This window comes from Rubinisphaera margarita (genome assembly GCF_022267515.1).
Classification (GTDB): domain Bacteria; phylum Planctomycetota; class Planctomycetia; order Planctomycetales; family Planctomycetaceae; genus Rubinisphaera; species Rubinisphaera margarita.
In genome coordinates this window covers 1-14,617 of the sequence record NZ_JAKFGB010000010.1, presented here as the reverse complement: position 1 = coordinate 14,617, position 14,617 = coordinate 1, and the positions used below count along the sequence as shown (strand labels likewise).

The following is a 14,617-nucleotide window of genomic DNA, read 5'->3' as shown; positions in this document are numbered from 1 at the left end:
ACTGCCGCTCATGACGACGACGTGGACTCAGGAGACCGTGCCCACACCGGCTCTGGTGATTGATGCGGAGAGCGTGCGGCGAAACATCGCCCGCATGGCCTCCTATGCCAGTGCACACAATCTGAAGCTTCGCCCGCATATCAAGACCCATAAGCTGCGTCGGGTTGCCGAGATGCAGATGGAAGCCGGGGCTGTCGGCCTGACCACGGCCAAGGTTGGTGAAGCCGAGGTGATGAGCGAACTCTGTGAGGATCTGCTGATCGCCTATCCGCCGGTCGATGCCCATCGAGCCGCTGAGATTGGGAAACTCGCACGGAAAACGCGGACCACCGTCGGACTCGATTCCCTGCTCGCAGCCGAGCGGCTTTCCGTCGCGGCTTCCAATAGTGGGAGCGAGATTGGAATACTGATCGACCTCGACGTCGGTTTTGGTCGTACCGGAGTGCAGGGGGCGGAAGCGGCTGCGGAACTGGCGAAACAGGTCGATGCTCTTCCCGGGCTTCACGTTCGGGGACTGATGTATTTCCCCGGCAACGTTCCGGCTCCAGGTCCAGAGCAGTCCACGCGGCTCGCCGCAGTCGAATCGATTCTCCGTAACGCCGTCTCCCGATTCCGAGAGCAGCGAACGAGCACGGAGATTGTATCGGGAGGCTCGACGCCGACCGCGTTCCAGACGCATCTCATGCCTTCGACCACCGAGTTTCGTCCGGGGACCTACATCTACAACGATCGCAACTGCATTGAAGCCGGCGTGTCCACGGTCGATGACTGTGCCGGGCGTATCATCGCGACTGTCATCAGTACCTCTGTGCCGGGGCAGGTTGTTCTCGATGCCGGCTCTAAGACACTGACCAGCGACCGCAACGGGCCAAACCCGGAGTGCGGTTACGGGCTGATTCTGGAATACCCGGATGCCGTGATCGGTAAGCTGAGTGAGGAGCACGCCCAGGTCGATACTTCGGCTTGCGGGACTGCTCCGGAACTTGGCGAGCGGGTCACGATCATTCCGAATCACATCTGCCCGTGTGTGAATCTGCAAAACCAGATCTGGTGGCTCCAGGGGAACGAACTGACGGCTGTGACCGTTGACGCCCGCGGGCTGCTGGTTTGAACCGAACAACTTTGAACTTCAACTGAGAAAAGGAATCTGTGATGGGTGAACGCGAACAGCGAATGGAAGAAAAGGGATTCAAAGTCGACGTCGAACTCCCGCCGGGAGCGATTTATCGGCCTGTGTCCCGCAACGGCAACACGCTGTATGTTTCCGGAGCGGTGCCGATTGAGAACGGCCGCATCCCCTACAAAGGCAAGGTGCCGAGCGTCGTGTCGCTGGAAGATGCTCAGAAAGCGGCCGCCATCTGCGTGGCCAACAACCTCCGCATGGTGTACCAGGAACTCGGCTCGTTTGACGACATCGAGAGCATTGTCCGCCTGACCGGTTACGTGAATACCGACCTCGATTTCACGGAACAGCACGTCGTCATCAATGGGGGATCGCAGCTTCTGCTCGACGTCTTCGGCGACGCCGGCCTCGCCGCCCGGACAGCCATCGGCGTTGCTCAACTGCCGTTGAACTCGAGTGTCGAGACGGAAATGATCATCAAACTGAAAGACTGATTCCGCAGGGCCGACTCAGGTCGCCCCGACGATCGACCAACACGACGATCGACCAACACGACGATCGACCAATACCGTGTGCCACTGGCTCTGCCAGTGGCTTTTTTATTGGCACACTGCATTGTGAAAGAAGCCCGGCTGAGCCAGTAACACACATGTGCTGGTCCGCGTTGGCTGGCGGATGCGACCTGTGGCGTTAACTGAAGAAGACTTTCTCAGCGGTGCCGCGGAGCATCGACTCGCGATCTTCGTCGCTCAGGAAATCGAGTTTCTCGCGAATGAGATCGATCGAGGCGGCGTAGGTGTGATTTTCCTGCACCTGATACGGGCAGTCGCTGGCCCACATCAGGCGGTCGGCTCCGAAGGCATCCCGGCAGCGGCGGATCATCGGGCCGAGATCAGTATAAGGCGGCGACTTCTTCCCGAGCGCGTAGAAGGCTGAGGTTTTCACGTACGTCTTTTCGTGATCGGCCAGCTGGCAGAGTGCATCCAGGTCAGCCTCGTTCACCGTGCCGCTGATACCGATGCGGGCAAAGTGATCGACCACGACTGTCGTCTCCGGAAACTTCCTGCACATCGCCGCAACGGACGGAATGTATTCCGGGTTCATCAGCGGGCACATGGCCATGTCTTCGTCGGCCGCACACCGCCACATGGCCCGCATCCCTTTCGACTTCAGCCACTGATCGGGATCCTGCTTTCCGGCGACGATGCGGAAACCGCGAACGCCTTTCTTCTTCAGGGCTTTCATCGTGGCGACCGGTTTGTCTTCGGGATCGATCACTGCGACCCCCGAGTAACGTCCCGGGTGTGCGTCCATCACGTGCAGCATGTAGGAATTGTCGTAGCCGTAGAAGCTCATCTGAATCAGCACGATGCAATCGACGCCGCTGGGGCCGGCGTGGGCCATCAGCTCTTTCGGCGTGAAACTCGGCGGCTGCATGTCTTCTTTTGAGTAACCGGTCTTCAACGGATACGTCGAGGTGTCGGGCGTCCAGACATGCACGTGGGCATCAATGAAACCGGATGTGTTCGAGTCCGACTTGCCGAATAGAGAAGTGCCGGTCATAGTGACCGCAGCAGCTGCGGTGGACGCTTTCAGCATGTCGCGGCGGCTGAGTAAAGATTCGTGGCCCGTTGATTTGTGCATGCGAGGTTCCTTTGACGAACATCCGATCTGCAAGTTCGATTTTGCGTGAACTGGTGGCAATTCCGAGCCAGAATCCGATGGGCGCTGCGGTGGAGGGAGACGGCTGGTTTGAAGCCGGGATGACCGACTGGCTCGGCAGGTTCTTCCACGAAATCAATGTACCCTGCGAGTACCACGAAGTCGAACCCGGACGCGGAAACGTCATCGCCGTTCTTCCCGGAAATGCTGATCGCCCCTGCACACTGCTCGACGCTCACACCGATACGGTCCCTGTTGCCGGGATGACGATTGCTCCCTACACGCCGTTCGAACAGGAAGGGCGTCTGTTCGGTCGCGGCAGCTGCGATGTGAAGGGCTCGCTCGCAGTCATGCTTGAGCTCGTGCAGCGGCTCAGAGCCGATTCCGCTCATATGCACGGAACGATCATCTTTTCCTGCACCTGCGACGAAGAACGGACACAGAAGGGAGCCGCCGATTTGATCCGACGACTCGAGTCGCAGCGGGACGGGCTCCTGGCGACCTTCGGAGAGATTGATCAGACGATTGTCTTCGAGCCGACCGGCCTCAATCCGGTTGTCGCTCATAAGGGGGCCGCTCGGTGGAAGGTGCAGACGAACGGCGTGGCGGTCCACAGCAGCGACCCCTCTCGAGGAGTTAACGCCATCTACCGGATGGCGGACGTTGTGCGGGCCCTGGAGCAGTACAGTCACCTCTTGAAGACGGAAGTCCCTGCGCATCACCTGTGTGGTAGTGCGACGATGAGTGTGGGGCGCATTGCCGGCGGATCGAGTGTGAACATCGTTCCTGACTGCTGCCGAATTGAGATCGATCGTCGCGTCGTGCCGGGCGAGGAAGCCGCTGCGGCGATCGCAGCAGCCGAGACGTGGCTGCGGGCCAACTGCGAAGTCGATTTCGAATTCCTGCCGCCCGACACGATCAGCCAGCCATTGAACGATACCGGGAATGCGGAACTGGCCGAAAAGCTGATTGCGGCCGCCAGCGGAATTGTGGATACCGAAGCGATCGGCGTTCCGTATGGAACCCATGCTTCGCGGTTCGCTCTGCTGGGAATGCCGACAGTCGTCTTCGGACCGGGAGATATCGCGCAGGCTCACACGAAGGACGAGTGGATCGAAGTGAAGCAACTGGAACAGGCGGTCGAGATCCTGCTGAAGTTTCTCAGCCTGTCCTGAAGAAGATCGCCAGCCAGACCGTCGGCTCATCGGTCGATGTCTTCGCGACGCGATGCTTCTGGTGAGCGGGGATCAGAATGTAATCGCCCGGATGCAGCTCGACCGGGCGTTGTTCGTCGGCGAACTCCAGCGTCGCGGAACCTTTCAGGAGCGCGACCCACTCAGCTTCATCCTGATCGTACCAGAAGTCGGGCGGGCTGTGCTGTCCGGTCGAAACGATCCGTTCAATGCGGAGATGACTGTTTGCCGCGAGGACTTCGATGAGCTCTTCGGGGAGAGACTTCGGCAGATCCGAAAACAGATTCGAAAGCTCAGCCATCCCATTCTCCGAGACAGCGGCGAAGATCGACCAGCTGGCCGAGATGATAGGCGTTGTGATCGGCGACGAGCAGCGCTTCGCGGAGAATCGTCTGGCCGTCTCCATGCGGGATCTTCGCGTACAGATCGACCGACGGGTCATTGAACAGCGCAACCATCTGGCGATGTTCTTCGCGAAAGGCATCGACCGTGCGGTCCCAGTCCGCCGGCTCGGGCGGACCATCAGTCTCCGGCCAGAGGCCGTCCGGGAACTCTGGGGAGACGTGATCGGCGTTGCGGGAGAATTCGAGAATGTCCCACTGGCAGATGCGGAGATGCCAGAGCAGCTGCCAGGCGGTGTGCGGGAGCCCAGGAGCTTTGCGACCGCGGGCTTCCTCAGGAAGATCCGCGATCGCCGCTTCGAAATCGAGATGAGCTCCACCACCGTTGAGGAGCCAGGTCACATGGTCCCGGAGCGTCTGGTCAGACATGCCTCACTCTTTCACGTTCGAACTTTCCAGCAGTTGAGCCATCGCGTCCATCAACACCTTCTCCACCGCCGGAGAAACACGCGAAGCTCGATCGCTTGATTCGTATCCTCCCTGAGAATACGCGATCTCCGTGCAGATGTAACCCGGGGCATACTCGCCGTAAGCCGCCATGGCGACGAACAGATCGGTCCGCATCTTCTGGGCGGCGAGCTGGTACTCGACGAACAACTCGCCGGGCATGTGCAGCACGCGAGCGTTCTTCAGCGTCAGGCAGCCAATGTCGATTGTGTCGCCCGCCTGACACCGCCACATCCACGCCAGATGCTTGGCAGCGTGATGGCGATCGAGCGGCGTCGACTCTGGATCATGAACGATCTTCTGCAGATTCTCTTCAACAAGATGATCGGCGAGCGGCAGCAGAACCGGTTCGGTCGCCCAGGAGACATCGTCTGCGGAAATCGGCTGTCGCTTCATCGTCTCCCAGGCCGACTTCATTCCCGCTTCCACGCGGTCGGCCAGGATCTGGCGATTCTCCTTCGAGCCATCGTTCCATTTCCCGGCTCCGATGTTGCCGCCAGCTCCGTTGAAGTGGATGTGCGGCACGCTGGTTTCATCCTGCCGGGCATTGCGGGCCATGCCGGGAAAGTCGGGATTGGCCAGGCCGGTCCGGTAGTAGCTTTGCGGATGCGTCGCGTAGTAAGTCAGCACGGCGACCGGTTCGTCTCCTTTAAAGAACGTGATCAGCTTCACGGCCGGATCGATGGTGCCGACCGGCTTGGCGCGAACAACCGGATCTTTCGTAGCCGTGTATCGCGTGTATTGGACTTTCCCGTCAGGTCCCAGAACCCGACGATTCGAGGCAACCTTCTCGATAATCCCTTCGCCAAGCCCGATGGAGTCAACGGGAGTGGCGGACTTCGTTGCTTCACGGACCGCATCGGCGGCGTTCTGAATGACGACGCGGGCGAAATTGGGATCGAACTGGCCTCCGCCGACGCCGGCCTGGGCGAGTATGGTTTCGACCGAGAAGTCGCAACGCGGAGCGTCGTGCTGATGAATCGCATGCACGGCGACTCGCTCCGGAGTGGTCCCGGCGGCCTGAGCCAACTTCTCCTTGAAGACTCGCTGACCATCGTTCGAGACTCCCAGCCAGTCGATCGCGCAAAGTACGATCGGATCGTCGGCGCCGAGGATCACGATCCCGCGACAGCTGAGCGGAGACTGAATGTCCTTCACCGGATCGTACGCCAACAGACTTCCGACGGGCGGGGAGGCATCGACGTCGAAGGTGCCGACACGCAGCTGAGTTTCCGCGGCGGGAAGCCACGCGGTCCACGAGAGGAGAAGGAGAAGAAGGAGGGCGGTCGATCTCAGTTTCATTGTGCAGATCTCCATGAAGGCGGGACGCGAGCGCGAAGTGATTCGGATTATTCACTCAGGAATTGCTGGACCTGGTCGACGATGAGCGTTTCCACCTGAGGAGCCCAGGTTGTCGGCAGGCCGTAATACACCATCGACGTCGCTCCTTCGTAACCGCCTTCCAGCAGCACGCGGCGAGAGGGAATGTACGCCATGACGTCGTTGCAGTAACCGGCGACCCAGAGCTGGGGATTTCCGGAATCGGCTTTGAGCCGCAGCGAGTAGTCGACGACGACCTCGCCTCCCAGAAAGACCATCTTCAGGGGGCCGATCGACCAGACCTGAATCGGATAGGGGTAACTCTTGTCGAGACTCCCCTCATCGTCGAGCGTTTGAAGCAGATTCTTCGCGCGATTGGCCGTGTACTTGTTCGAGGACTTTTTGTCGACTTCGAGCTGCTCACGTGTCGGCAACTGCGAAAAGGGGAGGTCGATTTCGACGTACTTTGTTGTGATCTCGCCGGTCAGCTCAGTCAACCTCTGTGGAGAGAGGGCGTCGACGCCGGCTGAAATCTGCTTGCCATAGTTCTCGGCCAATTCGACTTCGCGACGAGGCAGCGGATTCTGATCAGCTCCGCAGCCGGCGACGAAGATCGCCGTTGCCCCGGGGAACTGCTTTTCCAGTTCGATCTGCGCAAAACCGGGCCAGTCGCCACACCATTGATAGAACGAAAGCGTGGTCGCATGACAGGCATAACCGAACAGGAGCGATTCGACCTTGCCGTTCTCGTCTTTGACGAACAGCACGGGTAAGGCATGATCGTTCGGGCCTTTGAGTTTCCCGGCTTCCCGGAGAGCGGGGACTTCCTTCTCGGGGTTCTCGCGGCGGTTCACGGCGAACGTCGCCTCACCAACTCCGTATTCGAAGGTCACCGGATGCAGCTTCGCGAGAGCATCGCCCACCAGGTCGACGAGACGGGGGACGACCTCGTTCGTGTAATCGACAACGCGCTGGCTCTGTTCTTCATCGAGGAAGTACATCGTTTCCAGCGTCTCACCCATCACGGGACCGCAGTGAGTGTGTGAAGTCGCGATCGCGATCTCGGCTCGTTCGATGCCGTATTTCTCTTTAAGTCCATTCGTCACTCTCATCGCCGTCGTGCGACTGATGCCAACGAGATCGAGCGAAAGCACGACGGCTCGTTTGCCGTTCGCATCTTCCAGCACCAGTGCCTTGGCCCACAGTTCGTGCAGTGTGCCCTCAGCCGGTTTCGTGCGGCTCGCGTACCCCGACATCCACATCGGCGTGACCGGTGTGATATCAAGTTTGGCAGTCCCGGCTTTCCACGAAGCCGCCTGACAGAATGTCGAAGGGCTGGCGAAAAGCAGAAGCGTCGCGACCAGCAGGACCTTTTGATAACTCTTCATCGAAGTCAACTCCTGTGATTCATGCGGAACGCGACTATTCGGCCTGCATCAGATACGCGAGAAGATCGGCCACGGCATCGACATCGAGGTCTTTTTCAAGCCCCTCCGGCATCAGTGAAATGCCACTGGTCCGCATTTCTTCGATGTCGGCCCGGAGAAGCACGAGTGGTTCTCCCTCGGCTCTCTGCAGGGAGATCGTGGTCGCGCTCTGGTTGGCGAGCATGCCGGTGTAAGTCCGGCCGTCGACGGTGACAACGACATAAGTCAGGTAGTCGGGCGTCACTTCGCGGTTCGGATCGAGCAGATTGGTCAGCACCGCTTCCTTGCCGCGATTTTTGAAGCTGGCCAGATTCGGCCCGATCGCTTTGCCTTTTCCTTCGAGCTTATGACAGCTGGAACAGGACTTCAGGAACAGTTGCCGACCGTGATCGATATCCCCGGACATCTCCAGGGCAGGGCGGTAACGGTCAATCACGACGTTCCGCGAGGAATCTTCGAAGAGACTGCTGACCTGTCCGGCAAGTTGTTTCAGTTCTTTCGACTTCGATGTCTTCAGAATCTGCAGTTGAGACCGATCGAGATCGGCTTTCGGAAGCTGGCTGGCGAGGACGGCTTTCAACAAAGAAGCTGTCCAGGTCGGTCGGGAGAACAGAGCCACCTGAGCCTGCTTTCGCAGCGTGGGACTGAACTGCGGATAGACGTCGATCAGATAATCGTCGGTTTCTTCCCCGCCGATCGCCACCAGGGTGTTGAGGGCGGCCAGCTGAATGGCTTCCGGGCTGCGTGGATCGAGCAGATCGAGAAGCAACTCGCGATCGGACGCTTCCGTGGAAACCGAAAGGGCGGCAATCCCATCGAGCCGCTGGGCGACGGGAGCCTTCTCGTCCTCGGCATTGGCTCGGGCCTGCTTGAGGAATTCATTCCGCCATTCGTTCAGCGAGGTATACTGCTGCGACTTTCCGCCAGCGGCTGCTGCAAACTGTCCGTACAGCTTCGAGCGAAATGCATAAGGGAGTCCACCGTTGTTGAGAAGGCTGGTGGCGAACGTGTCGACTTCCTCGGCGTTGCCACGGCGGGCGACAAGATCGGTCAGACTTTCGAGGACCGGACGAGCAGCGGACGATTTCAGGAACTGACTGTCGGATGCCAGCGAATTCATGACCTGCGGCAACTGCTGATCGACTGACGTCAGCAGAGCGAACCGCATCCAGGAATCGCTTCCGCTCTGCTTGAGCAGGTCGGCAATCAGGGGAGCGTTGAATGACTGCGGGAAGGTGCCGAGAGTGAACGCCAGTTGATAGCGTACCGCTGGGGCAGGGTCGTTCACAGCGGCTGCCAGCTTCTGTTGAAGCAGTGACGAGTCGGGGAAGTGCTCGCTCAATCGCACGGCGTGCCGGCGGAGTTGCGGCTCGGCATCATCGAAGCTGCGGGCAATCAGCGATTCGTCGAGGGCATCGGCACCCAGCAGCACGTAAAGGGCGTGCATCTTTCCCGGGGCGGACATCGACTCAAACGAAGACCTGATGGCCGGGACCGTCTGCGGATCCTGCCGTTCATACAGCAGGCGACTGGCCGTTTCCCGATGCCAGGCGTTCGGATGCTCGAGTAACTCGACCAGAGTTGAGATATCGGCTTCGGCCAGTTGAGGAACGGGCCGCTGCTTGAAGTCTTCTCCTGTGATGCGATACAGCCGCCCGCGATCGCGGCCGCTGGTCAGGTCAAGAAACTTCTTGATCTCTTCCGGCAGGCTCCAGGGGTGCTCAATGGTTTCGCGATACATATCCAGAACATGCAGAGCACCGTCGGGACCGTTTTCGTACTGCACCGGGCGGAACCAGATGTCAGTGGAGGCGATCATCTCGGTCTGAATGTCAATTCGCTTCCCCTTGCGGAGAATGCCGTCGTCGTAGACCTGCTTGCGGTGAACGATGTTGTTCCCGACGTCGCCGATGATCGCCGTGCCCCGGTCAGCCTTCGACCAGCCGTCGCCGCGGAAGAAGTTGATTCCGGTCGCCGAGGTGAAGTAGCCCGAATACTTGCCGCCGAATTCGACGACGCCTTTCACACGGCCCGATGCCCGCAATCGCGTTCGCACAATTCGCCACGGCTCAAGCGGGCTGATGCGGAAGACTTCCGCCTGGGCTCCGTCATCAGCCACAGACACCAGCGACGAAGGAGCCTTCAGATACTTGTTACGAGCCGCGTAGCGATCTTCATACATCACCATCTGGAAATGGTTGCTGTTCGAGCAGACGAACATTCGGCCCCAGTCATCAAATGCCATCCCGTGCTGGGCGGCTCCACTTTCAGGACGAAGTTCGAGGGTCTTCGGATCGAATGAGAAATTGCGACCTCGCAGATCAATACCAGCCGAATCGGGCTGCTCGGGCCGCTTGACGACGCCCCCGTTGGAACTCGTCGCTCCGTAAATGCGGTTGTCGAGTCCCCAGCGAAAACTGTTGAGCAACGCCTGCACGTTCCGTTTGCCGAAACCGGTGAAGACGACCTTCTTCTCATCGGCCTGCTGGTCGCCGTCGATATCTTTGAGATAGAGAATATCCGGAGCGGCTCCGATAAAGAGGCCGCCGTCGTAACAGATGATAGCCGTCGGCCAGGAAAGCCCGTCTGCGAACACCGCACTCTTGTCGAAGGTGCCATCGCCATCCTCATCGGTCAGCACGCGAATGCGACCCAGGTTCTGACCATCGTCTTCGGAGTACCCGCGCATCTCGACCACACACAACGCTCCGTTCTCATCGAAGCTCATTGCGACCGGATCGACGACCAGCGGCTCGGCTGCGGTCAGCTCGATCTTGTAGCCGTCGACGACTTTGAAGGAGTCGAGGACATCCGGCAGTTCAACAGCCGGAATGCGGGGGAGTTCGCTGCCGAAATCGAGTTCGGCGAGCGGCTTGTGATTGAGATTCTGATCGATGAACTTGTAGGCATCGGAGCGGATCTCGGTCGGGAAGTCATGATCGCACGGCGGTGTGAGCAGTTGGAGTTGATCGGGAGCGTCGAGCAGCTTGAAGATTTTGGAGGCTTCGGCGATTCCGCGTTGGGCTCCTTCGACATCGAAATTGTCGTCCCGCGTGGGAGAGCTGGAAAAGACGGCTCGCGGAGCAATCGCTGCAATGATTTCCGGGAAGTCGAACGGCACCTTGTTCGGATCGAGATCGTACTCGGTCTTGATCTTCGGCATGTAACGGTCGCTCGTCCAGCCGGTCAGGTTGCCTTCCTTGTAATCATGGAAGGGAGTCCACCCGCAACTGGTGACGGCGACTTTCACCCGTTCATCGAAGGCGGCGAGAAACAGAGCATTGTGTCCACCAAGGCTGTGCCCGATGACGCCGATGCGTTCATCGTCGACGCCATCAAGAGAACGCAGCACATCGACGCACCGCATATGGTTGACGATTCCCTTCATCGTGCCGGAGACGTATTCGTCATCGGCGAACGAATAGTCCTTCAGATCACCGAACGAAGGATAGTCGGGAGCGATGACCACGTAGCCACGTCGGGCCAGTTCCACGGCGTATTGGCGGTTATTTCGCGGACCTTCGCCGGCGACGATGCGTTTGCCCTGGGCACCGGTCGGATGCAGAGCGACGACGCCGGGGCGGTTATGGGCATCGCCCGCTTTGGGCGTGTAAAGGTCGGCAACAACCGGATCGCCCGGTTCGGCACTGAAGCGGATCGTCTGACGGATGAAGTCTTCGGTCTCAGTCTGATCGAGAACTTCGAACTCGACGGGGCGCTCCTGTTGAGCCTGTTTCGGCAGAGGCCCCATCACCGCCTGCATGTTGGCGAGAATGGAGGTCCGTCGCTTCTGCCAGTCGGCTGCGGTCTTGATCGGTTGCGACTCCCCCGATTCATCGATGAACCGATCGAGTTTTCGATGATCAAGCTTTGCAGAGTCCTGGTCCGGAGCTGCTTTGCACAGCCCCGCCGCAATCAACACACAAAAGGAGAAAAGGAGGGAAACACGAGGGAGGGAAAATCGCATAAAGTCGACCGTTTTGGGAAAATGAAAGGCGAGTTTTCCGAGCGCAGCTGGAAAGAAAAAGCGATTACACGAGCTCCCACCCTTCTCGGTAGGAGCCGTTGATGATTCGTTCGGCGTCGGAGTTGTTCTCAACGCTCATGTCGTCGTGATTCCAGTGCAGCTTCTGACCACCGAGCCGGACCGCGAGGACACCGAGCAGCGTGATTTCGGTCAGCTTCGCACCGTATTCGAAGTTGCTGAGAGCCGGTTCGGCACCCTTGCAGGCGTCGAGCCAGTCGCGGTAGTGATCCTGCACGCGACGGATCGATTGAGCGGGAAGCTCCGGCTTCTCGATGAGTTCGTCGTTGAGCACCATACGCGGCGTGCCGCCCGCTCCTTCACAGAGCAGATACCCTTTGCTGCCGACGAACATCACGCCACGGGCGTAGCGGTTCCGAACCGGATCGGCTGCCGCGGGGAACTCCGGCTTCACACCGCCATCGTACCAGGTCACTTTCAACTCCTGTTGATCGCCGACCTTCGGGAAATGGAAGTAGCAGATGGTGCCGTGCGGCGCGAGATCGGGATGCGTCTGCCCCACGTTGTGAGCTTCAATGGTCGATGGAGCGAACAGGTTCAACGCCCACGTTGGAGAGTCGAGATCATGGCAGCCGAAGTCGCCGAGGGCGCCGCAGCCGAACTCCCAGAAGTCACGCCAGTGGACCGGCACATAGGCGGAATTGAAGGGGCGCATCTGCCGCGGTCCAACCCACAGATCCCAGTTCAGGCCTTTGGGAACAGGCTGCTTCTCGGTCGGCGGAGCCATCAGTTCCGGATTCCAGCGGCGGGTCGGGACCCATGAATGAACTTCTTTGATCGGCCCAATGGCTCCCGAACGAACCAGTTCGATCGTCTGGGCCATTGTCTCCCGCGAATGCCCCTGATTGCCGAGCTGCGTGGCGACGCCGGTCTCTTTGGCGACCTGTGCCACCAGCCGAGCCTCGCGAATGTTGTGCGTCAGCGGCTTCTCGCAGTAGCAGTGCTTGCCCGCCCGCATGGAAAGCACAGCTCCATGAGCGTGCTGATGATCGGGAGTGGAGATCACGACGGCATCAATCTCAGGATGCTTGTCGAGCATGACGCGGAAGTCTTCGTACGCGCTGCAACCGTGGTTGGGCGTCTTCTGGGCGTAGTAGCCTTCGATTTCCGACTTGAACGGCATTCGCCCGTTCACTGAGCGATAGATTCGCAGTCCTGTTGAATCGGATTCTTCCGCCGGGTCAGCGACTGCAATCACCTGGGCGTCGTTGTGTTGCATCACCCCTTTGAGGTTGCTGCGAGCTCGACCACCGCAGCCGATGATCGCGACGTTGATCTTCTCACTGGGAGGCACGAAGCCGGGACCACCGAGCACGTGTCGGGGAACAAGGCTGAATGCGGCGCCGGCCGCGAACGTTTGCGAAGCCTGCTTGAGAAATGATCGCCGGTTGAGCGAGGGAGTGGACGCTGACGGGGAAGAGGTCGACCGGGGATCATGCAGCATGGCAAGTACCTTCAGCTCTGGAGGGAGGAGCGTTGCGGGCGATGAGCGCGTATCGTGGAAATCAGTCTTACCGCTGTTATAGTGGCCGTCAAGCAAAACCGCAGAACTCTTTCGCTCAATCGATCTCCAGCGAGGACTCCAGGCATGCAGCGACGCGATTTTCTGAACAGTGCACTCGGGATGACGGCCGGCATGGCGGCCGTGCGAACGAATGCGGATGAAGTGCCCGGGGAGTCAACTGGAGAGGAGTCCTCTGGAGTGGAGCGACTCACAGAGCGGCTGCGTCCTGCGGTTCAACATGCTCGTGAAGTGGCGCTCGGAATTCTCAAGCCGACGCCGAAACAACTCGAACACGGACTCCGCCTGCATGCCGAGTCGATCGTGTTCGATTCCTACGGTTTCTCACCCCGGGCGGCGATTGATGGAGACGCCTTCGCCAAAGAGGTCGAAGCCGGCGCCTCGGACCTGGAGCTGCAGGATCTCCGCGAAGAGATGACCATGACACGGTACGTGACCGACACGGCCGAGCAGCAGGAGTATCTTGATGCCTGGCGGGTTTCCGGCGTGACCTGCATTTTTCAGAACGCTGGCGAAGAAGGACAGGATCCACTCCGGTTGATCAAGCGGCTGGCCCGTTTCACGTTCGCCACCGACATGCTCGATGAGTACGTGGTGAAAGCCGGCACTCCTGAACATATTCGCGAAGCAAAGCGGCTCGGCAAACATGCTCTGTACTTCACCGGCAACGGCGTTCCGCTTACGCAGCAATGGGTGTCTGTCCCCGACGAACTACGGTATCTCCGCGTGTTCTATCAGCTCGGCATCCGCATGATGCATCTGACTTACCAGCGGCGGAACATGATTGGCGATGGCTGCGGCGAGACGGCCAACGCCGGGCTCAGCGACTTCGGACGAAGCGTGGTCGCGGAGATGAACCGCGTCGGCGTGATTCCCGACTGCGCCCATTCCGGCTGGCAGACGAGTCTGGAAGCCGCGAAGTTGTCGAGCAAACCGTGCGTCGCCAGTCATACCGTCTGTGCGGCTCTCGACAGCAAACCGCACGCCCGCAGCAAGCCAGATGAAGTCATCAAGGCGATCGTCGACTCCGGCGGATTCGTCGGCATCTGCTGCATTCCGCGGTACCTGAAAGGAACCGGAGACATCGCGATGTTGCTCAATCACGTCGACTATATCGCTCAGAAGTTCGGCGTCGATCACGTCGCGATTGGGACCGACGTGGCCTACAACTCCTCGAATTCTTCGGCCGAGTCAAAGAAGGTGCCGCGTCGCCCGCGACGGCGGGAAGACTTCCGCATGCTCTGGCCCGATGACGACTTCAAAACGACGTCCACCATGACCAACAGCATCGCCTGGACCAACTGGCCGCTGTTTACCGTCGGACTGGTTCAGCGAGGCTACTCGGACGAAGACATCCGCAAGATCCTCGGCGAGAACGTGCTGAGAGTCGCCGAGGAAACGATGAAAGCATGATGGTACGGAGCAGGGAGTAAAAGCCGAGAACACGGATGACACAGAGATTCATCTCTGTGTTGCG

Annotated in this window: 11 protein-coding genes; 4 read left to right on the top strand and 7 right to left on the bottom strand. The window is 59.5% G+C overall.

The window, feature by feature from the left end:
- Window positions 1–10: 10 nt before the first annotated feature.
- Both L1A08_RS07255 and L1A08_RS07250 read left to right on the top strand, forming a co-directional pair.
- Window positions 11–1,111, top strand: coding sequence for an alanine racemase (locus L1A08_RS07255; RefSeq protein ID WP_238755661.1), 1,101 nt, complete (start codon window positions 11–13; stop codon window positions 1,109–1,111).
- 41 nt (window positions 1,112–1,152) lie between these two features.
- On the top strand, window positions 1,153–1,617 hold the full coding sequence (locus L1A08_RS07250) for a RidA family protein (RefSeq protein WP_238755660.1): 465 nt from the start codon (window positions 1,153–1,155) through the stop codon (window positions 1,615–1,617).
- Window positions 1,618–1,813: 196 nt separating this feature from the next.
- On the opposite strand, the gene L1A08_RS07245 is transcribed toward L1A08_RS07250, so the two are convergent.
- Window positions 1,814–2,767: an amidohydrolase family protein gene (locus L1A08_RS07245; RefSeq protein WP_238755659.1), complete on the bottom strand. Its 954-nt coding sequence runs from the start codon at window positions 2,765–2,767 to the stop codon at window positions 1,814–1,816.
- A gap of 41 nt (window positions 2,768–2,808) precedes the next feature.
- On the opposite strand from L1A08_RS07245, the gene L1A08_RS07240 reads away from it, so the two are divergent.
- Window positions 2,809–3,960, top strand: coding sequence for a M20 family metallopeptidase (locus L1A08_RS07240; RefSeq protein WP_238755658.1), 1,152 nt, complete (start codon window positions 2,809–2,811; stop codon window positions 3,958–3,960).
- On the opposite strand, the gene L1A08_RS07235 is transcribed toward L1A08_RS07240, so the two are convergent.
- The 6 genes from L1A08_RS07235 to L1A08_RS07210 form a co-directional block, all read right to left on the bottom strand.
- A complete protein-coding gene (locus tag L1A08_RS07235; protein WP_238755657.1) occupies window positions 3,947–4,279 on the bottom strand; it encodes a cupin domain-containing protein in 333 nt (110 codons plus the stop codon). The genes L1A08_RS07240 and L1A08_RS07235 overlap by 14 nt on opposite strands.
- Window positions 4,272–4,748 (bottom strand): DinB family protein, encoded by a 477-nt coding sequence (locus L1A08_RS07230; protein WP_238755656.1) that lies wholly within the window; start codon window positions 4,746–4,748, stop codon window positions 4,272–4,274. The genes L1A08_RS07235 and L1A08_RS07230 overlap by 8 nt, the downstream gene beginning before the upstream one ends.
- Before the next feature lie 3 nt (window positions 4,749–4,751).
- The gene (locus tag L1A08_RS07225; protein WP_238755655.1) at window positions 4,752–6,128 is read right to left on the bottom strand and encodes a hypothetical protein; all 1,377 of its coding nucleotides are present in this window, start codon (window positions 6,126–6,128) and stop codon (window positions 4,752–4,754) included.
- 47 nt (window positions 6,129–6,175) lie between these two features.
- The gene (locus L1A08_RS07220; RefSeq protein ID WP_238755654.1) at window positions 6,176–7,534 is read right to left on the bottom strand and encodes a neutral/alkaline non-lysosomal ceramidase N-terminal domain-containing protein; all 1,359 of its coding nucleotides are present in this window, start codon (window positions 7,532–7,534) and stop codon (window positions 6,176–6,178) included.
- 34 nt (window positions 7,535–7,568) lie between these two features.
- Window positions 7,569–11,540, bottom strand: a complete 3,972-nt coding sequence (locus tag L1A08_RS07215) for a PVC-type heme-binding CxxCH protein (protein WP_238755653.1) — start codon at window positions 11,538–11,540, stop codon at window positions 7,569–7,571.
- Between the two features lie 64 nt (window positions 11,541–11,604).
- Entirely contained in the window at window positions 11,605–13,062 is a 1,458-nt protein-coding gene (locus L1A08_RS07210; protein ID WP_238755652.1) for a Gfo/Idh/MocA family protein, read from the bottom strand.
- 144 nt (window positions 13,063–13,206) lie between these two features.
- Between L1A08_RS07210 and L1A08_RS07205 the strand changes: the two genes are divergently transcribed.
- Window positions 13,207–14,553: a dipeptidase gene (locus tag L1A08_RS07205; RefSeq protein WP_238755651.1), complete on the top strand. Its 1,347-nt coding sequence runs from the start codon at window positions 13,207–13,209 to the stop codon at window positions 14,551–14,553.
- The last annotated feature ends 64 nt before the right edge of the window (window positions 14,554–14,617 follow it).